Annotated in this window: 16 protein-coding genes and 1 tRNA gene; 13 read left to right on the forward strand and 4 right to left on the reverse strand. The window is 65.3% G+C overall.

The window, feature by feature from the left end; translation table 11 throughout:
- Nucleotides 1-60 precede the first annotated feature (60 nt).
- From serS to VH326_RS04615, 7 genes are all read left to right on the forward strand, one after another.
- Nucleotides 61-1,341 carry a serine--tRNA ligase gene (gene serS / locus VH326_RS04585; RefSeq protein WP_329630607.1) on the forward strand — a complete coding sequence of 427 codons (1,281 nt, stop codon included), beginning with the start codon at nt 61-63 and terminating at the stop codon, nt 1,339-1,341.
- Between the two features lie 68 nt (nt 1,342-1,409).
- A complete protein-coding gene (locus VH326_RS04590) occupies nt 1,410-2,501 on the forward strand; it encodes a M23 family metallopeptidase (RefSeq protein WP_329630608.1) in 1,092 nt (363 codons plus the stop codon).
- Nucleotides 2,502-2,996: 495 nt separating this feature from the next.
- A complete protein-coding gene (locus VH326_RS04595) occupies nt 2,997-3,518 on the forward strand; it encodes a glycine-rich domain-containing protein-like (protein WP_329630609.1) in 522 nt (173 codons plus the stop codon).
- A 79-nt stretch (nt 3,519-3,597) separates the two neighbouring features.
- Nucleotides 3,598-4,260, forward strand: coding sequence for a class I SAM-dependent methyltransferase (locus tag VH326_RS04600; protein WP_329630795.1), 663 nt, complete (start codon nt 3,598-3,600; stop codon nt 4,258-4,260).
- A gap of 352 nt (nt 4,261-4,612) precedes the next feature.
- Nucleotides 4,613-4,813, forward strand: a complete 201-nt coding sequence (locus tag VH326_RS04605) for a hypothetical protein (protein WP_329630610.1) — start codon at nt 4,613-4,615, stop codon at nt 4,811-4,813.
- Nucleotides 4,814-5,118: 305 nt separating this feature from the next.
- Nucleotides 5,119-6,345: a tyrosine--tRNA ligase gene (gene tyrS / locus VH326_RS04610; RefSeq protein WP_329630611.1), complete on the forward strand. Its 1,227-nt coding sequence runs from the start codon at nt 5,119-5,121 to the stop codon at nt 6,343-6,345.
- Nucleotides 6,346-6,433: 88 nt separating this feature from the next.
- On the forward strand, nt 6,434-6,754 hold the full coding sequence (locus VH326_RS04615) for a PilZ domain-containing protein (protein WP_329630612.1): 321 nt from the start codon (nt 6,434-6,436) through the stop codon (nt 6,752-6,754).
- On the opposite strand, the gene recG is transcribed toward VH326_RS04615, so the two are convergent.
- Complete coding sequence (recG, locus tag VH326_RS04620) at nt 6,751-8,802, reverse strand: ATP-dependent DNA helicase RecG (RefSeq protein ID WP_329630613.1); 2,052 nt, start codon at nt 8,800-8,802, stop codon at nt 6,751-6,753. The two genes, VH326_RS04615 and recG, sit on opposite strands and share 4 nt — an antisense overlap.
- A gap of 185 nt (nt 8,803-8,987) precedes the next feature.
- On the opposite strand from recG, the gene VH326_RS04625 reads away from it, so the two are divergent.
- Nucleotides 8,988-9,263 (forward strand): succinate dehydrogenase assembly factor 2, encoded by a 276-nt coding sequence (locus tag VH326_RS04625; protein ID WP_329630614.1) that lies wholly within the window; start codon nt 8,988-8,990, stop codon nt 9,261-9,263.
- A complete protein-coding gene (mfd, locus tag VH326_RS04630; RefSeq protein WP_329630615.1) occupies nt 9,260-12,712 on the forward strand; it encodes a transcription-repair coupling factor in 3,453 nt (1,150 codons plus the stop codon). Before VH326_RS04625 ends, mfd begins: the two co-directional genes overlap by 4 nt.
- Before the next feature lie 13 nt (nt 12,713-12,725).
- Here mfd and VH326_RS04635 read toward each other — a convergent pair whose 3' ends face one another.
- Together VH326_RS04635 and VH326_RS04640 are read right to left on the reverse strand one after the other, a co-directional pair.
- Nucleotides 12,726-14,396 carry a tetratricopeptide repeat-containing sulfotransferase family protein gene (locus VH326_RS04635; protein ID WP_329630616.1) on the reverse strand — a complete coding sequence of 557 codons (1,671 nt, stop codon included), beginning with the start codon at nt 14,394-14,396 and terminating at the stop codon, nt 12,726-12,728.
- Nucleotides 14,397-14,722: 326 nt separating this feature from the next.
- The gene (locus tag VH326_RS04640; RefSeq protein WP_329630617.1) at nt 14,723-16,348 is read right to left on the reverse strand and encodes a GGDEF domain-containing phosphodiesterase; all 1,626 of its coding nucleotides are present in this window, start codon (nt 16,346-16,348) and stop codon (nt 14,723-14,725) included.
- A gap of 107 nt (nt 16,349-16,455) precedes the next feature.
- Between VH326_RS04640 and moaA the strand changes: the two genes are divergently transcribed.
- The 4 genes from moaA to VH326_RS04660 all read left to right on the forward strand — a co-directional run bounded on the left by moaA (nt 16,456) and on the right by VH326_RS04660 (nt 19,176).
- Nucleotides 16,456-17,469: a GTP 3',8-cyclase MoaA gene (gene moaA / locus VH326_RS04645; protein ID WP_329630618.1), complete on the forward strand. Its 1,014-nt coding sequence runs from the start codon at nt 16,456-16,458 to the stop codon at nt 17,467-17,469.
- The gene (locus VH326_RS04650; protein ID WP_329630619.1) at nt 17,466-18,236 is read left to right on the forward strand and encodes an NAD kinase; all 771 of its coding nucleotides are present in this window, start codon (nt 17,466-17,468) and stop codon (nt 18,234-18,236) included. The genes moaA and VH326_RS04650 overlap by 4 nt, the downstream gene beginning before the upstream one ends.
- 143 nt (nt 18,237-18,379) lie before the next feature.
- A tRNA-Asn gene (locus VH326_RS04655) sits at nt 18,380-18,454 on the forward strand.
- A gap of 140 nt (nt 18,455-18,594) precedes the next feature.
- Nucleotides 18,595-19,176, forward strand: a complete 582-nt coding sequence (locus tag VH326_RS04660; protein WP_329630620.1) for a CC0125/CC1285 family lipoprotein — start codon at nt 18,595-18,597, stop codon at nt 19,174-19,176.
- Nucleotides 19,177-19,286: 110 nt separating this feature from the next.
- Here the strand turns inward: VH326_RS04660 and secA are convergent, their stop codons facing one another.
- A complete protein-coding gene (gene secA / locus VH326_RS04665; protein ID WP_329630621.1) occupies nt 19,287-22,028 on the reverse strand; it encodes a preprotein translocase subunit SecA in 2,742 nt (913 codons plus the stop codon).
- Between the last annotated feature and the right edge of the window lie 72 nt (nt 22,029-22,100).

Below are 22,100 nucleotides of genomic sequence, written 5' to 3' on the forward strand. Positions count from 1 at the left end.
GAACGCCGCAACCGCCCGCCGGGTTGCGCGCCCCGCCCCGCCTCGGCATAGCCGCGAGCCATGCACGACATCCGCCTGATCCGCGAAAATCCGCAAGCGTTCGACGCCGGCCTGGCGCGGCGTGGCTTGGCGCCGATGGCGAGCGAGTTGCTCGCGCTCGACGAGCGGCGGCGTGCGGTGATCACCGAACTGCAGGCCGGCCAGACTCGCCGTAACGAGGCGTCGAAGGCGATCGGCGCGGCCAAGGCAGCGAAGGACGAAGCGACCGCGCAGGCGCTGATGGCCGAGGTGGCGACGCTCAAAACCCGGATGCCCGAGCTCGAGGCCGAGGAGAACGCCGTCGGCGACGCACTCGATGCGCAACTCGCGGCGATCCCCAACCTGCCGCTCGCGGACGTACCCGACGGGGCGGACGAGAACGACAATCAATTGATCGCCGAGCATGGCGCACGGCCCTCCTTCGCCTTCGAAGTGAAGGAGCACGACGCGATCGGTCCTGCGCTCGGCCTCGATTTCGAGACCGGCGTCGCGCTCGCGGGCGCGCGCTTCACCCTGGTGCGCGGCGCCGCCGCCCGGCTCAACCGAGCGCTCGGCCAGTTCGGGCTCGACGTGCTGACCCGCGACCATAGCTATGAGGAAGTCGTGCCCCCGCTGCTCGTCCGCGACGAGGCGATGTTCGGCACCGGCCAGCTGCCCAAGTTCGCGGAGGATCTATTCCAGACCACCGACGGGCGCTGGCTGATCCCGACCGCAGAGGTCAGCCTGACCAACATCGTGCGCGAGAAGATTCTGAGCGAAGCCGAGTTGCCGCTGCGCTTCACCGCGCTCACCGCGTGCTTCCGCTCCGAAGCCGGCGCCGCGGGCCGCGACACGCGCGGCTTCATCCGCCAGCACCAGTTCGAGAAGGCGGAGATGGTCTCGATCGTCGCCCCCGATCAGTCCGAGACCGAGCACGAGCGGATGACCGCAGCCGCCGAGGATGTGCTCACCCGGCTCGGGCTGCCGTTCCGCCGGATGAAGCTGTGCACTGGCGACATGGGCTTCTCCGCCGCGCGCACCTACGACCTCGAAGTGTGGCTGCCCGGCCAGGGGCGCTACCGCGAGATTTCGAGCTGTTCGACCTGCACCGATTTCCAGGCGCGCCGCATGAACGCGCGCTACCGACCCGAGGGGGAGAAGGGCACGCGGTTCGTCCATACGCTCAACGGCTCCGGGCTGGTGGTTGGCCGGATGATGGTCGCGATCATGGAGAACTATCAGCGGGAAGACAGATCGGTCGCGATCCCCGATGCGCTGCAGCCGTATCTCAAGGGACTCAACCGGCTGGAGCCCGCCACCTAGCCGGTGCCGCGGAGGAATTGCCTCCTCGCCCGCCCGCGCTATGCTCGCCCCGCCGGAAGGAGGGCGCGATGCGGAAAGCGGGAATGTCGATCATCGTCGCGCTGTCGCTTGCCGGGTGCATCCCGCCGGGGCAGGATTACGGCCCGCCCGACGCCGGATCGCCGCCGCAGGATTACCCCTCGAACCGCGATGCGCCGCCCGACCGCTACGAACCGCAGCGAATCGATGGCGACGTCCCCGCCCCGGCCGAGGCGCCGCCCACCTGGATCGCTCGCCCGGTCACGCCCGACGCGCGCACCGTCCCCGACTCCACCTACGTCGTTGAGCCCGGCGACACGCTGCGCGGGATTGCCGAGCGAGCCGGCGCGGGATCGGAGAACATCGCCGCCGCCAACGGCCTTCAGCCACCCTTCGTCGTCCGCGTCGGCCAGCGGCTCAGCATCCCCGGCGGCCGCTATCACCTCGTCCGCCCCGGCGAATCGGGCATTGCGATCGCGCGCGCTTACGGCGTCAAATGGGCCGACATCATCGCCGCCAACGACCTGAGCGAGCCCTATCTGCTGCGCTCGGGCCGCCGCATCCTGATCCCCGGCGACGAGCCGTCGCGTCCGCAAAGCCTCGCCGAACGCGCCGCTGCGTTCAGGATCGACCTCGGCGACATCGCGACCGGCGGCGGGGAGCCCGCTATTCCCGAGGGCGACACCGTGCCGCGCCCGACGCGCGTGGTGCGCGCACCGCTCGCCTCATCCGTGCCGATTGCTTCGCCCGGCCCCTTCAACGGCGCATTCACCTGGCCCGTCGCCAGCGGCAACATCGTCGCGCGCTTTGGCGCCGGCGCCAGCGGCGAGCGCAACGACGGCATCAAGATCGCCGTCCCGGTCGGCACCCCGATCAAAGCCGTCGCCGGCGGCGTGGTGATCTACACCGCGACCGGTGTCGCCGGGCTCGGCGGGCTGGTGATGGTCAAGCACGGCGACGGCTGGACCAGCGTCTACGGCCATGCAAGCCGCATCCTCGTCCAGCGCGGCCAGGCGGTGAAGCGCGGCCAGTCCATCGCGTTGTCGGGTGATAGCGGGTTCGCCGACCGGCCGGAGTTGCATTTCGAGCTACGCAAGGGCCGCGCGCCGGTCGATCCGATGGCGGAACTGCCGAAGCGGTGAAACTGCGGCGAAACTTCCGCAATTCGGTGGGTTAGCGGACGTTTGCGGGTTCCAGTTGCGGCGCTATGATTCTTGGGTGACTAGCGACCTCCGATTAACGGGATGCTGCCAGCCAAAGTGTGACAGCTGGAGAACCGGGTCACGCTTTCTCCTAGGAAGCTGTACTACACCAACAGAATATCGACGGTTGCCGACGGGTACCAGCTGGACTCGGAAAAAATGACTGAAGCCACGGCGAAACATCAATCGTTTCCGGCGGCATATCCTAGCCTTCCTTACAAAAGAAGAAAATCCCTTTGCCTAAATAGACTCAAATAGACCAACGAATCTGCCTAGCGGCCAGAGATTGCCAATCACAACCCTTTCCAGTCAGGCGTAAACTTGTCTTGCACGACGAGTAAAAGACGGCCAACGTATTGGGAGGCGTTAGGCGTCTCGCTTATCGTCGGCCATGGAGTACATGCTATGTCAATTGACAATCTAGATTTGCCCCAGTTGAGCGTCGACCTCGTAGAGGCCGCGCACCGCGCACGAGGGCCGCTCGCCGGGCTAGACCGCGCTCTAGTCGGAGAACTCGTTCAGCGTTACCGCATGTTCCTTCACTTGAAGTCGATGAATCCAGACCTCTCATTTGCGCCCAGCGGTTTGCTCGACGAGGTATGGCATCTCCATATGCTACATCCCAGGGCGTACTCGGCGGACTGCGTGGCTATTCTTGGCGACATACTCGACCACAACCCAGGCTTCGGTACGAGCGAGGATGAAGAGACAATTCTACTCGACAAGTTCGAACGCACGGAGGCGCTCTGGAAGGCCACATTTGGCACCGAATACGTCGACGAGGAACTTGGCGAGCGCTGTGGCCTCCAAGATCTCACTGCAGTCGTAATGTGCGACGACAAAGGCAAAGACAAAGACAAGGATGGCACGAAGAAACCAGCGCAGCATCCCGCTAAATCGCCAAGCCATCCTGATAAGAAAAAGCCTACCCCTAAATCGGTTCTGATGATTGCCTGAATCCGAGTCGGAGTATTTCGACCACGTTTACGCGACTCTCGCCGCCACGGGGCGGCGGGGGTCGTCCGTCGAGGCGCAGGTGGCTTTCATACGTCGGCGCCTACTAACGCGACCCGCGCTCGCGTTGCTCGATCTTTGCTGCGGTCAAGGGCGCCACTTGGCGGCCCTGAGCCAGGACGGTCACACGCTTACGGGTATCGACAGCAGTGTCTGCCTCCTCGCTTTAGCAGCGGGCGCCGTCAACTCTGACACCCGGCTTATCCACGCCGATGTGCGCAGCTACTGCTTTGCTCAGCGTTTTGATGTAATCATTTGCATGGAAAGCTCCTTCAATTTCGACGATTCCGAAGCTCCAAGTGTCATGCGGATGCTAGCAAATTCGCTCGCTAAGGATGGCGTGCTATTGCTCCATTCCTTCAATCCTCCCTACGCAAAACACGTTCTTCCGCGACGGACTTGGACCGAGCTTGACCGTGTCTTCATTTGCGAGGGCCGCAGCTATGACAACAATAAGCTGGTAATCATTCAGGAACGTTTCACTCTGCTCGAAAACGGCTGTTACGATCGATTCACCTCGGAAATAGCGATGTCGATGCGTGAAAAACGAAATTTGAGCGTGCTGGCGGCCGAAGCCGGGCTTGACCTCACGGAGGTCTACGGCTCGTTCGAGGAGGGAGAGCTGAATGACGAGCAGCCGGAATTAATATGTCTCTTCCGACATGCTCAATTGCCTGCCCAGTGACCGGGTCGGTGATTCGGGAACGTTGTCATCGACGCGACCCGGTTAATCGAGCGTCGGCAGCATCGTCGAACGATATGCAGAAGGCACCTTTCTGAGGTTGCCTCTTAGTGGGCGAACCGGGCTCAGCACAGCTTGTGATGGCCGTCGGTGAGCAGAAAATGCTACCGAGGGGAGCAGCTGCGGGAGTCGTGACTGGATTGGCACTTGGCGTGGTCGCCGTTCTCTTTTTGGTCTTGAAGTACTTCGACCACTGAACGCGCCACTGGCGGCCGAACTGAATGTCCCCATGGGATGCAAGGGGTCGCCAAACAAACCCTTCCAATGTAGGATTTCGTCTGAAATATACTGGCGGATGACCGAGCAGCCGCGCTCACCGTTCGCCGATCTCGGCCCCGACGACTCCGCGCTCACCTTCGCGCCAGTGGCCACCAAGCTGCGCCACGATGGCTGGACGCCCGAGCGGCAGCGCCATTTCATTCTGCTGCTCCGCGCGATGGGCGTGGTCGCGGCGGCGGCGAAGGCAGTGGGGTGCACGGCCCAAATCTGCCTATAAGTTACGCCTGCGTCCCGATGCCGCCGATTTCGCCGCCGCATGGGACTGCGCAATTTCCGAAGGGCGAGCGCGCGCGCGTTCGAACTCGCCTTCGATCGCGCGATGAATGGCGAGGAGCAACCACGCTGTGTCGCGGCAAGTTGGTCGGCACGGCGCGCCGGGTCGACGACCGCCTTCTTATCGCCGCGCTCAATTATGCTCGCGTGGTCCGCCCCTGCCGGCAGCCATGGGCGGCGAAAGAACCTAGCCAAGGAAACTTCGACAACTTTGCCCGCCGCCCTCCCCGTGCTACCGGCGCGCGCATCATGAGCGCATATCAGTCCGACTTGCTCCGCACGCTCGATGCGCGTGGTTACATCCACCAGATGACCGACGCGGCCGGGCTCGACGCGCTCGCGGCGAAGCAGATCGTGCCGGGCTATATCGGGTTCGATGCCACCGCGCCGTCGCTTCATGTCGGCAATCTCGTCTCGATCATGCTGCTCAGGCGGTTGCAGCAGGCCGGCCACAAGCCGATCGTGCTGATGGGCGGCGGGACCAGCAAGGTCGGGGATCCGAGCTTCAAGGACGAAGCGCGCAAGCTGCTCGGCGAGGACACGATTGCCAGCAACATCGCCTCGATCCGCCGTATTTTCGAACGCTTTCTGAGCTTCGGCGACGGAGCCACGGACGCCGTGCTAGTCGACAATGCCGAGTGGCTCGACCGCATCGAATACCTGCCCTTCCTGCGCGACATCGGGCGCTATTTCTCGGTCAACCGCATGCTCAGCTTCGACTCGGTCAAGCTGCGGCTCGATCGCGAGCAGTCGCTGTCGTTCCTCGAGTTCAACTACATGATCCTCCAGGGTTACGATTTCCTCGAACTGTCGCGGCGGCTGGGCTGCCGCTTGCAGATGGGTGGGTCGGACCAATGGGGGAACATCGTCAACGGCGTCGACCTCGCTCGCCGCGCCGACGGCACTGAAGTGTTCGCCGTGACGACGCCGCTGATCACTAACGCCGACGGCAGCAAGATGGGCAAGACCGTGTCGGGCGCGGTGTGGCTGCACGAGGACCAGTTGCCGCATTACGATTACTGGCAGTTCTGGCGAAACACCGACGATCGCGATGTCGGCAAAAGGCTGCGGTTGTTCACCGACCTGCCGCTCGAGGAGATCGAACGGCTGGAAAAGCTCGAAGGCGCGGAGATCAACCAGGCCAAGGTCGCGCTCGCCGACGCCGCGACCGCGATGTGCCGCGGCGCGGCGGCGGCGGCGTCGGCGGCCGAAACCGCGCGCAAGACTTTCGACGAGGGCGGCGCGGGCGAAGACTTGCCGACGATGCCCGTTCCGCAGGCGATCAACATCGTCGATGCGCTGATCGGATTGGGGTTCTGCACCTCGAAAGGCGAGGCGCGGCGACTGATCGCCGGCGGCGGCGCGCGGGTCGATGGCGAGAAAGTGGCGAACGAATTGCTTACCATCAGGATGGCCGGAAATACGGTGCGCGTGTCGGCGGGCAAGAAGCACCACGGGCTGCTGACGCCCACCTGAAACTTGGTCAACGCGCGTTAAATACGTTCCTTTTCAAGCTCTTCACAAGCAGTCGCGTAGCGGGGGAGTCGAAAGGAAATCACCGGCAATGGGCGCCACCGCACTGGCCTTTACCGAAAAGCGCGAAGCGCCGCGCGACGAGGTCGATTATCGCGCGCGCGCCTATGGCGGCGACGCCCAGCCGCTATCGATTCAGATCGTCAACATGTCCGCGCAGGGGCTGATGGCGCGAGTCGTCGGCGACCGCCCCGTCGGCGAGCGGCTGCACATCACCTTGCCCGTGGTCGGCGTCATCACCGCGGTGGTGCGCTGGTCGCTCGGCGGACGGATCGGCTGCGAGCTCGACCGGCCGATCGGGATGGCGGAATATTACGAATTGCTCGCGGCGTTGCTGAAGGGCGTGCGCTAGCCCGACCGCAGCAGTTGCACGCCCGCGTCTCGTTCGAACAGATAGAGCGCAATCCGCGCCGCTTGCCCGCGGGGCCCGTCGAGCCCGCCGTCTCGGTCGACCAGCAGGCGTGCATCGTCGTTGGCGATCGGCAGCAGCTCGCCCAATTGCTCGGGCGTCGCGAGGCGGAACCCCTGCTCGCCCGATTGCCGCGTGCCGAGCATCTCACCGCTCCCGCGCAGCCGCAAATCCTCCTCGGCAATGCGAAACCCGTCATTGGTCTCGCGCATCAACGCGAGCCGCGCCCGCGACGTTTCGCTCAGCGTTCCGCCGCGGATCAGCAGACAGTTCGACTTCTCCGACCCGCGCCCCACCCGCCCGCGCAATTGGTGAAGCTGGGCGAGCCCGAAGCGATCGGCATGCTCGATCACGATCAGCGTGGCGTTGGGCACATCGACCCCGACCTCGATCACTGTCGTCGCGACCAGCACGCTCAGCCGCCCACTGGCGAACGCCGCCATCACCGCGTCCTTCTCCGCCGGCTTCATGCGGCCGTGAATGAGCCCGATACGATCGCCGAACCGCGACTGCAGCGCAGCGGCCCGAGCTTCGGCGGCGGCGAGATCGGACTTCTCCGATTCCTCGACCAGCGGGCACACCCAATAGGCTTGGCCGCCGCTGTCGATATGCCGGCCGAGCGCCTCGACCACTTCGCCCAGCCGATCCGCCGACACCACGCGAGTCTCGATCGGCTGGCGGCCCGGAGGCATCTCGTCGAGCCGGCTAACATCCATTTCGCCATATTGCGCAAGCGTCAGGGTGCGCGGGATCGGAGTCGCGGTCATAGCCAGCAAGTGCGGCGCGTTGCCCTTGCCCTGCAGCAGCAGCCGTTGCGCAACGCCGAAGCGGTGCTGCTCGTCGACCACCACCAGCGCAAGGTCCTTGTACGCCACCGCCTCCTGGAAGATCGCGTGCGTTCCGACCAGAATGTGGATCGATCCGTCGGCGAGCCCCATCAGCGTCGATTCGCGCACCCTGCCCTTATCGCGCCCTGTCAGCACCGCGACATTGACCGGCAATCCGGCGAGCATGCGCTGCAACGTTTCGTAATGCTGGCGCGCGAGGATCTCGGTCGGTGCCAAGAACGCCCCCTGCGCGCCTGCCTCGACCGCCATCAGCAGCGCCATCGTCGCGACCAGAGTCTTGCCCGACCCGACATCGCCCTGGAGCAGCCGCAGCATCGGCGCGGACTGAGCCAAATCGCCCTCGATTTCGCGGATCGTCCGCGCTTGCGCGTTGGTGGGCGAATAGGGCAGTTGCAGGATGTCGCGCAGCCGCCCGTCGCCCGCCAGCGCCCTGCCGCGCCGCGCTCGTGACGATTGCCGCACCAGCATGAAAGCGAGCTGGTTGGCGAACAGCTCGTCATAAGCGAGCCGTTCACGCGCCTTCGCATCGGCCGGATCGGCATGGATGGCGACAAGCGCGTCGCGCCAGTCGGGCCATTCGCGCTTGGCCTTCACGCCAGGCTCGATCCATTCGGGCAGCACCGGCGCGCGCTCGACCGCCTGGTGCGCGAGTTGCCCCAGCCGCCGCGCCGTCAGCCCTTCGGACAGCGGATAGATCGCCTCGCGCTCGCGAAAGCCCTCCCCCGCTTCACCCAGGTCCGGATGGATGATCTGCAAATCCTCGCCATAGCTTTCGAGCTTGCCCGACACGCGCTTGGGTTCGCCGAGCGGGAGCAGCTTCTTCACCCAGCCGGAAGACCCGCCGAAATAGACCAGGCTGACGTAATTGCCCTTGGCATCGGTCGCATGGACTCGCGTCGGCCCGCGCGGGCTGGCGCTGACACGATAATCGACCGGGGTCAGCGTGATCGCGATCGTGCGGCCCGCGTCGGTCATATCGAGTTCGTCGCGTGGCACGCGGTCGATGAACCCGGTCGGCAGATGGAACGCGACATCGACGACGCGGTGCAGCCCGAGCTTGTCGAGCGGCTTGGCCAGCCCCGGGCCGACGCCCTTCAACGACGTCACCTCGGCGAACAGCGGGTTGAGGATATCGGGGCGCATGACTATTTGGACGCTTATCGCGTTTCGGCTTGCGCCGAAACGGTGCGGTGCCAGCCCGCTCCCCCACCCGACCTCCCAACGCCAGTATCGATAGGGGAGGTCGGGTGGGGAGCGGGCTGGCACCGCGACAAGTCAAACGCCGACTGCGCCGAAAAGCGCTGCCGGCCAATCGCCGTTGGAAGACCATGGACCGGGACACTCGCCTCAAACGCCTGCGCTTCCGCGCCTGGCATCGCGGCACCAAGGAAGCCGATCTGATGATCGGCGGGTTCTTCGACCGCCACGGCGAGAGCTGGACGCCGGATCAGCTCGACTGGTTCGAGGCTCTGCTCGAAGAACAGGACGTCGACATCATGGCTTGGGCGATCGGCACCCAAAGCGTACCCGCGCGTTGGCAGGGGCCGATGATGGACAGGCTGAAGCACCTCGATTTCGTACCGGTCGCCGCGAAACCCGAATGACTGATCCTCGTAATATCCTCGCCGCCGAGGCGCCGCTGACGCTCGCCGGCGTGCCTGCCGGATTCTTGCCCGTTCTGCTCGCGGATCTTGCGCGCGCGGCGCCGAGTCGAGTCGTGCTGATCGCGCCCGACGAAGCGGAAATGCGCAGCGTTGCCGCCACCGCGGGCTATTTCGCGCCCGAGCTCGAAGTGTTGGCGTATTCGGCATGGGACTGCCTGCCCTATGATCGCGCCTCGCCGAGCCTGCGTGTGATGGCGGAGCGGCTGGCCACGCTGCACCGGCTCCAGGCCAAGCCCAAGGGGCCGCAACTCGTCGTCACCACCGCCAACGCCGCGATCCAGCGCACGCTGACGCGGTTCCGCATCCGCCAACTCGTGGCAACGCTCGCGCCCGGTGAACGGATCGGGCGCGACAAGCTCGCCGAATTACTCTCGGCAAACGGCTATGTCCGCACCGACACGGTCCACGACCATGGCGATTTCGCGGTTCGGGGCGGGCTGGTCGACCTGTTCCCGAGCGGCGAGGAACAGGCGCTGCGCCTCGATTTCTTCGGCGACGAGATCGAATCGGTGCGGACGTTCGACGCAGCCGACCAGCGCACGACCGGGCGAGTCGACGGCTTCACGCTACTGCCGGCGTCCGAAGCGTTGCTCGACGACGAATCGATCAAGCGGTTTCGCGCGCGCTATCGCGAGACGTTCGGCGCCACCGCGACCGGCGACCCGCTCTACCAGGCGATTAGCGATGGCCGTCGCCTCGCGGGGATGGAGCATTGGCTGCCGCTGTTCGAGGACCGGCTGGAAACGCTGTTCGACAATATCGGCGGCGACGCGGTCGTCGTACGCGAAGCCGGCGTTCCCGCGGCGGCCGAGCAACGTTTCGACGCGGTCACCGACTATCAGGCTAACCGAGTCCGCGCGCAATCGGGCGATCCCGGCAGCTATCGGCCGCTGCCCGCCGATGCGCTCTATCTCACCGCCGACGAGTGGGCTCGCCGCATCGCCGCGGCGAAGGCGCACCTGACCACGACCTTCCACGAGCCCGAGAGCACGAGCGTCATCGACTTCGCGGTGGATGGTCCGCGCGACTTCGGGCCCGAGCGATCGAGCGGCGTCAACATCTACGAAGCCGTAGTGGAACACCTCGACAAGCTACGCAAGGACAAGAAGAAACCGATCCTCGCCAGCTATTCGGCAGGATCGCGCGATCGCCTCGCCGGGCTGCTCAAGGATCATGACCTGACCGGCGCGGTGATGGTCGATACCTGGCAGGAAGCGCTCGGCGCGGGCAGCCGAGGCGTCGCGCTTACCGTCCTGCCGCTCGAGCACGGTTTCACCTCGGCCGATGTCGCGCTGCTGACCGAGCAGGACATGCTCGGCGACCGGCTCGTCCGTCGCAATCGCCGCAAGAAATCCGCCGACGCGTTCCTCGCCGAACTCACCACGCTCTCGCCCGGCGACCTCGTCGTCCATGCGGATCACGGCATCGGGCGCTATGAAGGCCTGACCCAGATCCCGGTCCAGCAAGCGCCGCACGATTGCGTCGCGCTCTCTTATGCCGGCGGCGACAAGCTCTACGTTCCGGTCGAAAATCTCGAGGTACTGAGCCGCTACGGGTCGGACGAGGCAGGCACGCTCGACCGGCTCGGCGGCGAGGCATGGCAACGCCGCAAGAGCCGGATGAAGGAGCGCATCCGCGAAATCGCCGGCGAGTTGATCGCGACCGCCGCGGAACGCGCGCTCCACCCCGGCGACGTGATTGAGCCCGACGAAGCGGGCTACCCGGCGTTCGTCGACCGCTTTCCGTACGAGGAAACCGACGACCAGGACCGCGCGATCGACGACGTGCTCCGCGATCTCGCGGCGGGCAAGCCGATGGACCGGCTGGTGGTCGGCGACGTGGGGTTCGGCAAGACCGAGGTGGCTTTGCGCGCCGCGTTCGCCGCGGCGATGGCCGGCAAGCAAGTCGCGATCGTCTGCCCCACCACGTTGCTCGCGCGCCAGCATTACAACAATTTCGTCGCGCGCTTCGAAGGCTTTCCGATCCGCATCGGCCGACTATCGCGGCTGGTCGGCACCGCCGAGGCCAAGGCGACTCGCGAAGGCCTTGCCGACGGCACGATCGATCTTGTCGTCGGCACGCACGCGATCTTGGCCAAGCAGGTCGAGTTCAAGCGGCTCGGGCTGGTCGTGGTCGATGAGGAGCAGCGGTTCGGGGTCACGCACAAGGAGCGCCTCAAAACTTTGCGCGCCGACGTCCACGTCCTGACGCTCACCGCGACGCCGATCCCGCGCACGCTGCAGATGGCGATGTCGGGCATTCGCGAGCTGTCGGTGATCCAGACCCCACCGGTCGATCGGCTCGCGGTGCGGACATACGTCATGCCGTGGGACCCGGTGGTGCTGCGCGAAGCGTTGCTGCGTGAGCATTACCGCGGCGGGCAGAGCTTCGTCGTCACGCCGCGGATCAAGGACTTACCGGAGATCGAGGAATTCCTGCGCGAGCACGTGCCGGAAGTCCGCTACGTCGTCGCGCACGGCCAGATGGGGGCGGGCGAGGTCGAGGAGCGGATGTCGGCCTTCTACGACAGGAAGTTCGAGGTGCTGGTCTCGACCACGATCGTCGAGAGCGGCCTCGATATCCCTAGCGCCAACACGATGATCATCCACCGCGCCGACCGCTTCGGCCTCGCCCAGCTATACCAGTTGCGCGGCCGCGTGGGCCGGTCGAAGACTCGCGCCTATGCCTACATGACCACCCCGCCCGATCGGATCGTTACCGAGACCGCCGACAAGCGCCTCAAGGTGCTGAGCGACCTCGACACGATCGGCGCGGGATTTCAGCTCGCGAGCTACGACCTCGACATTCGCGGCGCGGGCAATCTGCTCGGCGACGAGCAATCGGGACATATCCGGGAGGTCGGGTACGAACTCTACCAGTCGATGCTCGAGGAAGCGATCATGGATGCCAAGGCAGGCGGGCTGGCCCACCGTCCGCGCGACTTCAGCCCCCAGATCACCGTCGACGCGCCGATTATGATCCCAGAGGACTACGTCCCCGATCTCGACCTCCGCATGGGGCTGTACCGCCGCCTGAACGAGCTCGACGATGCCAACGGGATCGAGGCATTCGCCGCCGAACTGATCGACCGGTTCGGGCCGCTGCCCGAGGCAACCGAGAACCTCGTCAAGCTGGTCGAGGTCAAGCTCCACGCCAAGCAGGCCTGCATCGCCAAGATCGATATGGGCCCGAAGGGCGCCCTGGTCGCGTTCCACGACGACAAGCCGCCCAACATCGACGGCTTGCTCGCCTATGTCGATCGCCTCAAAGGCGTCGCCAAGCTCCGCCCCGACAGCCGGTTGGTGATCACCCGCGACTGGCCCGACCCGCAAGCGCGGCTCAACGGCGCGCTGCAACTCTCCAAAGGGCTCGCCAAAGCGGCTGGCTAGCCGCGATGCGCGGTCAGGCGGTGTAGCCGCCGCGCTCCATCGCCTTAGCGACGACCGCCTTCACCGGGGCCAGTTCGCTGGCATAGTTCCGCCACCGCCCGACCGACTTGTCGTACAGCGGCTGCTGGACCTGATTGTAGCTCGGCGTCGGCGCGAGCCGTTTGTTTTCGTGAAAGCGCCGCTGCGCCGGATCGACCGCGATTCCGATATGCCCCATCAGACGGCGAGTCTCGCCTTCGGCATCCCCGACGAATTTTTCGTACGCGAAATCATGGATCGGTATCCCGATCGCCTTCCACGCCTCCATCAGGTCGGACACCGCCGCCAGATGCTCCGCGGCGGTGTCGAGGCGGAAGCCACAGTTGAACCCGTGCGTAAGGTTGTGCCCCATCACCGAGACCAGGATGTCGAGCGGATGGCGGCCGACCACGATGACCTTGGATTCAGGAAACGCCAGATGGAGCAGCGGCAGGTACGTATCGTTCAGCGGCATCTTGTCAGTGAACCATTGAGCGCCGGGCGCAAGCAGCCCGTGCTGCTCGGCACGCGCGAGATAGAAATCGCGAAACACAGTGACGAGATGGTGGCGATCCGCGCCAGCCAATGCCGCCAGCCCATCCGGGAAGCGCCCCACCTGCCCTGCCGCGAATTCCACCAGTTCGCCGGTAAAGGGCAGTTCGTCCCCCGCTCGGATTGCCGGATGGCTAGTCAGCAATTGCTCGGTCATCGTCGTGCCCGAGCGGGGGAAGCCCAGAACGAAGATCGGTTGAGGAACGTCCCGCCGCACGGCCGCACGCGGCAATGCCGCCATGCGTTCGGCGCTGAAGAATGTCCGCAACTTGTCGAGATGACCGGCCACGCCAACGCGATCATACGCCAACCGGTTTTCCTGGGCGACTCGATGCTTTCCTTCGACGAAGTCCGCCCAGGCATCGCCGAAGCGCCCCGCTTTGTCGCGCAACCGGCCGCGCGTCAGGAACGTCGCCCCTTGGGTCGGATCGATGCGGTCGAACAAATCCAGCCCGGTTCGCCAGTCGGGCGAGCTCTCCCACAACAGCAATTCCTGTCCTGTCACGTCCTGTCGTGCATCTTCGGCAGCCGCCTTCAGGCTGGCGAATGCCGCCCACGCCTCGTCGAGGCGGCCCAACCGTTCCAGCGCGACTACGTGGTGCGCACGGGCGAGCAGGGCATCCGGCATCGCCGCGACCGCCTCGCGCAGCAGGGGTTCCGCCGCCTCCACCATGCCCTGCCTGATAAGATTGTGCCCAAGCGCCGCCAGCAACTCCGGGTTTCGGCCTTCGATCTGGACAGCCCGCCGCAGATGCCAGGCGCCAGCGACGAGCGAGTCCCGTTCCGACAAACGCATGCCGAGCATCCCGTGGGCCACGCCATTGTCGGGGTCGAGGCTCAGCGCCTCGCGGCATATCGCCTCCGATTCCTGGCTTCGGCCCTGAAGCATCAGTAGACGGGCGAGCGCAATTGTGATTGACCGTGCCGGTTGCGCGGCCAGAGCCGCGCGGAGGCGCGATTCCGCCGCCGCGGTCCGCCCGAGTCCGTGCTCGGCAAACGCGGCGATCTCAATTGCGTTGTCGCGATCGGGCGCTTCGCGAAGGATTTCTTCGGCCCATTGCAGCGCATCTGAAAGTCGGCCGACCGCCAGCGCTGTACGGGCTTGGGCGATCAAATCGTTTTCCGTGGCAGTTTCAGTTATGGACACCATACTACCTCGCTAGCAACGGCCGCGATGGCCGTCACCCCCGCCCCGGCAAAGGGGCCCGCGAACCCTTCGCGGCGATCGGGGCCTATTGGCGCACGGCGCAGCCGGTCGAGGATGATGCGCTGGTGCTGCTCGATATGCTGGCGAAGGGCGCCGGCGCGCAGCTCAAACGCATCGCGGATCAGCGCGCGCGAGGATCGCTTCCTAGTCGGCCAACTCGACCTCGCGCTCTTCGTCGAGCGCCTCAATCGAGAATGTCGCGAGTCACCATATTCCGGCGCGTTGCGGTGATCTCACCCGGCGATCCGGGCAGCCAGCGCTTCGACCGTCAAGGGAGGCGCGCACAGAAAGCCCTGATAATATTGGCACCCTTCCTTGGCGAGGAGATCGAGTTGCTCCTCGGTCTCGACTCCCTCGGCGATGACCGCGAGGCCGAGCGAGCGCGCCATGTCGATCACGCCGCGCACCACGACGCGGTCGCGCACGGTGCCGGTAATGTCGTGCGCGAGCTTCTTGTCGATCTTGAGATAATCGAGCGGCAACGCCTTCAAGTACGCAAGGCTCGAATAGCCCGTGCCGAAATCGTCGATCGCGACTCGGCAGCCCGCGTCGCGCAAGTCGGTCAGCAATTGCGCGGCGGCGCCGAGGTCGTCGATCAGCCCGCTCTCGGTGATCTCGACCGTCAGCCGCGAGCGGGGGAACCGTACCGAGTCGACGCGATCGAGGAAGATGTCGACGAACCCGGGGCGGGCGATGTCGGCGGCGGTCAGGTTGATCGCAAGGCGAAGCTCGTTGAGCGGCGCTTGCCAACCAGCGGCCGTCGCCAGCGCCAGGCGCTGGATGTGATCGGACAAAGCGATGCCCAAATCGGCGCGATCGGCGGCGGCAAACAGCAGATCGGCACCGACCGCGCCGAACTTGGGATGTTCCCACCGCGCCAGCACCTCGACCCCGACGATCCGCCCGGGGGCGATCGCGACTTGCGGCTGGAACAGCACCGCGATTTCTCCGCCGTCGATCGCGCGGCGCAAATCGACCGACAGCGCGTCGGCGATCGCCGGCTCGTCCGCGGTACGGACTGTGGCGCCGTCCGAAATGCGGGCATCGTCGAGTGCGTCGTTTGCCCGGCGCAGCAACGCGTCGACGCTCTCCCCGGCTCGCGCGACCGCCACACCAAGTCGCGCACCGACCGAAACCAACCCGCTCTCGATCGCAAAGGGGCGCGCGAACGATGCCGACAGCGTCTGCGCCAAGGTCTCGGAGTCCGCGCCACCGTCGAACGCCAGCAGGAATTCCGGGCCCTTGGTGCGCGCGACGACGTGATCGCTGGCCAGAACGGTCCCGGCTTCGGCGGCGATCCGGCGCTCGGCTGCGTGGATCAAGGCGTCGCCGGCGGCTTGGCCATAGCCGCTGTTGACGAGATCGAACCGGCTCAGCGCGACGAGAATGACGCCAACCGGCTCGCCGTGATTCAGCCGTTGCGCGATCCAGTCGCGTGCGGCGTCCGGATCGAGCGAATGATCGCCCGGCGCTCCGCCAGGCGATTGCTCGGCAAGGCGTTCGACGTGCCGCCAGGCAAAGTGCAGTGCCTGCGCGAATTCCTCGTCGCCGAATGGGCTGACGAGGAAATGCGTCGCGCCGGCGGCGAGAAACGTATCGAGCGCCACAACATCCTGTTTCGACACCAGCACCAGCACCGCGCCGCCATGCACCCTCGCCGCATCGCCCAGCGCGGGAGCCGCCGCCAAGCCGTCGTCGAGCGCCTCGCGCGCATCGAGCACCACCAAGCGCGCCGAGCCGTCGCGCTGCGCGGTCGCCATACGCCACCCCGCAGCCGTTGCGATCGCCGACAGCTCGTGGTGTCGCCGCGGCGACAGTAGCAGCAACGGGTCGCCCACAGGAACGTGATGCATGTTCATCGCGCGCCCGTGTAGCCACGCCCGGGTTAACATCGCATCCTCCATGGCGGCCAATCGCCGACGATCGCTCTTGCAGCGGTTCGCCCGACGCCCTAGCTCACCCAGCGATGGCGTCCTCCCCCGCCCTGATCGCCAATCCATTGAAAGATGGGCACGGCCGCACGATCAGCTATCTGCGCGTGTCGGTGACCGATCGCTGCGATCTGCGCTGCCGCTATTGCATGGCGGAGGAGATGACCTTCCTGCCCAGGAGCGCGCTGCTCGCGCTCGAGGAAATCGCGATCATCGCCGAGCGCTTCATCGCGCGCGGGGTGACCAAGATCCGGTTGACCGGGGGCGAGCCGCTGGTGCGGCGCGACGTGATCGATCTCGCGCGGCGGCTGGGCGGGCATATCGGCCGCGGGCTCGACGAGTTGACGCTGACCACCAACGGCATGCGGCTCGCCGATCATGCCGCGGCACTCCAAGACGCTGGCGTGCGCCGCATCAACGTCAGCCTCGACAGCCGGGACCCCGAGCGCTTTCACTACATCACTCGCCACGGCGATGTCACCCGCGTGCTCGACGGCATCGCGGCGGCCAAGGAGGCGGGGCTGGCGGTCAAGATCAACATGGTCGCGCTCAAGAACTTCAACGCCGACGAGATCGCCCCGATGCTCGCCTGGTGCGTCGATCAGGGCCATGACCTCAGCCTCATCGAAACGATGCCGCTCGGCGCGATCGACGAGGATCGCACCGACCGCTTCCTGCCCCTGACCGACGTGTTCTCCGAGCTTGCCGAAGCCTTCGAGTTGACTCGCGACAGCCATACGTCGGGCGGCCCCGCGCGCTATTGGCGCGTGGGCGGGGGCGATACGCGGCTCGGGCTGATCTCACCGCTCACCGCCAATTTCTGCGACGGCTGCAACCGCGTGCGGCTGACGACCGAGGGGCGACTTTATTCGTGCCTTGGGCATGACGATCAGGTCGATCTCAAGGCGGCGCTCCGCGATGGCGGCGCCGCGGCGCTCGACGCCGCAATTGATGAGGCGATCGCGATCAAGCCGGCGCGCCACGATTTCCGCATCGCCACCGGATCGGCGCCTGCGGTCGCGCGCCACATGAGCGTCACCGGCGGATGACTCGCCGGGCCTTGGTCGCCTCGCCGACCGACCCTGCCCAGGCCGCCGAGCAAGAGCTGCGCGCCGCCTATGATTGGGTCGATGTCGACGATGCCGAGCTGATCGTCGCGCTCGGCGGCGACGGCTATATGCTCCAGACCTTGCATGCGATGCTCGAGCGGCGCGGCGATCCCGTGCCGGTGTTCGGGATGAACCTGGGTACCGTCGGTTTCCTGATGAACGAGTGGCGCTGCGAAGGCCTCGACGCTCGGCTCGAACGGACCAAGCCGTTCAAGGTCAGCCCGCTCGAAATGACGGCCCAGACGGTCAACGGTGACACGTTCGTGTTGCCCGCGATCAACGAAGTCTCGTTGCTCCGCGAAACGCGCCAGACCGCCAAGCTCGAAGTGACGCTCAACGATCGCGTCGTGATGCCCGAACTGGCTTGCGACGGCATCCTCGCGGCGACGCCCGCCGGATCGACCGCGTACAACCTCTCCGCCAACGGCCCGATCCTGCCGCTGGGCTCCGCGCTGATCGCGCTGACTCCGATCTCCGCGTTCCGGCCGCGGCGCTGGCGCGGCGCGATCCTGCCCGACAAGGCGCGGATCGGGCTTCGCGTCCTCGAGCCCGACAAACGCCCGGTCTCCGCGGTTGCCGATCAGCGCGAGGTCCGCGAGGTCGCCGAAGTGGCGATTGCGATCGACCGCACGCGCGAGCTGACCTTGCTGTTCGATCCCGAACACGCGCTCGACGACCGCATCACGATGGAACAGTTCCTCGCGTAGAGCGGCATGCCGCATGCTACGGCAAGACTCGCTCAAGCGCGGCCGGCGTCGCTTTTGCGACGGCCGTCGGCGCGGCTTTGCCGCGGCGTGTATAGGGCTTGCATCGCCATGTCCGCCGTTTATAGAGCGCCCCTCGACGCTGTTCCCTGATAGCTCAGCGGTAGAGCTCTCGACTGTTAATCGAGCGGCCGTAGGTTCGAATCCTACTCAGGGAGCCAGCGTCGTTCTCCATGCAAATCGCTGAAATCGATCAAAAATCTTTCGGCGAAGGGTTTGGGGAGCCAAACCGTTCATCCTGCGTTCCACCTGTGGTAGGTACGATGGGTCGTTTCGAACCATCGATAAACGGAGATGTGTGATGGCGTTTTCCTTTCGCCGCGCGTCGGCCCTCGGCCTGATCGCGGCTTCCACGCTGGCCTTGGCCGGATGCATGACCGAAACGACGTACCGCCCGGCGACCGGCAGCGGCTTCTCGCGCGAGGGCTATAGCGAGCGACAGATCGAGCCCAATCGGTTCGAGGTCAGCTTTGCCGGCAATACGATGACGTCGCGCGACACGGTCGAACGCTACCTGCTGTTCCGCGCGGCCGAACTGACCGTGCAACAGGGCTATGACTATTTCGTCATGGCCGGTCGCGATACCGACAAGAAGCAACGGACCTATGCGACCCCGAGCTTCGGCGGCGGGTACGGCTTCGGCTATGGCGGCTGGGGCCCGCGCTGGCGGTATTTCGGGCGCGGCTATGGCTGGCGTTCGTGGGATCCGTTCTGGGGCGACCCGTTCTTCGACCGTGACGTCGACATCAACACGGTCGAGAAATACGAAGCCACCGCGGAGATCGTGATGGGCAAGGGCCCGAAGCCCGAAGGCAACGTTCGCGCGTTCGACGCGCGCTCGGTAATGGAGAACATCGGGCCTTCGGTGGTGATGCCGAAATAAATGCGTCGCCCCGGCGAAGGCCGGGGCCGCCATGTCATATATAGCAGTGCCGGCCTACGCCGGCACGACGCAATGAAAAGGCCGGGGATCGCTCCCCGGCCTTTTTCGTATCAGGCCACCTGCCCGTGGCAGTGCTTGTACTTGAGCCCCGACCCGCACGGGCACGGCGCGTTGCGACTGACCTTGCCTTCCCATTCCTTGGGGTCGGTGCCGAGGTCGGGCTGCTCGGGCCGGACGATCGACAGCGCCGGCATCGCCGTCGTCACCGTCCCCAGCGCGCCGCCATCGAAATCGTTGGTGTCGTCGTCGCCCGAGAATGGATCGAAATGCTGCGTGATGAAATCGGGCAGATCGGGCAGCTCGGGCGTAGGCTGGAACTGGAACTGCGCGTGCGCCAGCGTCCGAGTGACGTCCTCGCGAATCGAGGTCAGCATGCGCTCGAACAGTGCGAACGCTTCCTGCTTGTACTCGTTGATCGGCGTCTTCTGCGCATAGGCGCGCAAGTGGATGACCTGGCGCAGCGCGTCGAGCGTCGCGAGATGCTCCTTCCAGTGATGATCGAGGTTCTGGAGCAGGATCGATTTTTCGATGCTCGTCCAGGTCTCCGGCTCGATATCGTTGCTCTTGCCGGCGACCAGCGTATCCGCCGCCTCGCGCAAGCGCTGCTCGACCATCTCGACATCGACCGACTCTTCCTTGAGCCAATCGTCGACCGGCGGCTGGACGCCGAGCAGTTCGGCAGCCTTGGCCTTGATCCCCTCGATGTCCCATTGCTCCGGATACGAGCCGGGCGGGCACGATTCACCGACGATCGAATTGACCGTTTCGGCGCGCATGTCCTCGACCACGTCGCCGACCGCTTCGGCATCCATGATGTCGGCGCGCTGCTCGTACACGACCTTGCGCTGGTCGTTCATGACGTCGTCATACTCGACCACCTGCTTGCGGACGTCGTAGTTGCGCGCCTCGACCTTTTTCTGCGCGGTCTCGATCGCCTTCGACATCCAGCGCGACGGCGGCAGCGCTTCGCCGTCCTCGAGGCTCGATCGCATCATCTTGGCGAACAGGGTGTTCGGCCCGAAGATGCGCAGCAAATCGTCGTCGAGGCTGAGATAGAAGCGAGACAGGCCCGGATCGCCCTGGCGTCCCGATCGGCCGCGCAGCTGATTGTCGATGCGGCGGCTTTCGTGGCGCTCGGTGCCGAGCACGAAAAGTCCGCCCGCAGCGAGCACTTCCTGCTTCTCGGCGGCGATCTCCTGCTTGATCCGCTCGATCGCCTTGTCGCGTTCGGGCCCCTCGGGCATTTCGGCGAGCTCGTCCTCGACCCGGAAATCGAGGTTGCCGCCAAGCTGAATATCGGTGCCGCGGCCCGCCATGTTGGTCGCGATCGTCACCGCGCCCTTGCGCCCGGCCTGCGCGACGATGTGCGCTTCCATCTCGTGATAGCGCGCGTTTAGAACCTTGTGCTCGACCTTTTCCTCGTTGAGAAATTCGGAGAGCATTTCGGACTTTTCGATCGACACCGTGCCGACCAGGATCGGCTGGCCGCGTTCGGCATGCTCCTTGATCGTCTTGGCGATACCGCGGAACTTGTCGTTGATGTCCTTGTAGAAGGTATCCTCCTCGTCGACGCGCTTGACGGGGACATTGGTCGGGATCGACACCACGTTCATCTTGTAAATGTCGTAGAATTCCGCCGCTTCGGTCGCCGCGGTGCCGGTCATGCCGCTGAGCTTGGGGTACATCCGGAAATAATTCTGGAAGGTGATCGAGGCCATCGTCTGGTTCTCCGGCTCGATCTCGACGCCTTCCTTGGCCTCCACCGCCTGGTGGAGGCCATCCGACCAGCGCCGCCCGTCCATCATGCGGCCGGTGAATTCGTCGATGATGATGACCTTGCCGTCCTTGACGATGTAGTCGATGTCGCGCTTGAACATCATGTTCGCGCGTAGCGCCTGGTTGAGGTGATGGACCACCTGCGTGTTTTCGAAGTCGTAGAGATTGTCGCCTTCGAGCAGCCCCCCCGCCTCGAGCATCCGCTCGACCGTCTCGGTGCCGTCCTCGGTCAACGTGACCGACTTCTGCTTCTCGTCCTTCTCATACGTATCGGTGGCAAGCTGCTTCACGATCGCATCGACACTCTTGTAGAGCTCGGACTTGTCGTCGGTCGGGCCCGAAATGATCAACGGCGTGAGCGCTTCGTCGATCAGCACCGAATCGACCTCGTCGACTATCGCCATCGAAAACGGGCGCTGAACCATCGTCTCGCGCTCGTACTTCATGTTGTCGCGCAGATAATCGAACCCGAACTCGTTGTTGGTGCCGTAGGTGATGTCGGCGCCGTACGCCTGCTTGCGCTGGTGATCGGTCAGATTGGGGATGATGACGCCGACGGTCATGCCGAGGAACTTGTAGATCCGCCCCATCCACTCGGCGTCGCGCGCGGCGAGGTAGTCGTTGACGGTGATGAGGTGGACGCCCTTTTCGGTGAGCGCGTTGAGATAGACCGAAAGCGTCGCGACCAAAGTCTTGCCTTCGCCGGTGCGCATCTCGGCGATCTCACCGCGATGGAGCACGATGCCGCCGATCATCTGGACGTCGAAATGGCGCATGCCGAGTACGCGCACCGACGCCTCGCGCACCGTTGCGAACGCTTCGGGGAGCAGATCGTCGAGGCTCTCGCCGCCGGCCAGCCGCTCGCGGAACTTGACCGTCTGGTTGGCAAGCGTGGCATCGTCCATCGCCTGAAGCGACGGTTCGAACGCGTTGATCTTGTTGACGATTCCCCCGAGAGACTTGACGTAGCGGTCGTTGGACGACCCGAAGATGGATTTGGCGAGTCCGCCGAGCATGATGATGATTCCCGTAATATGGAGGGCGCACGATCCGCCGGGACCGCGCCATGAAGTTCGCGAAGTTGTGGC

Source organism: Sphingomonas sp. (assembly GCF_036269755.1).
Classification (GTDB): Bacteria; Pseudomonadota; Alphaproteobacteria; order Sphingomonadales; family Sphingomonadaceae; genus Sphingomonas.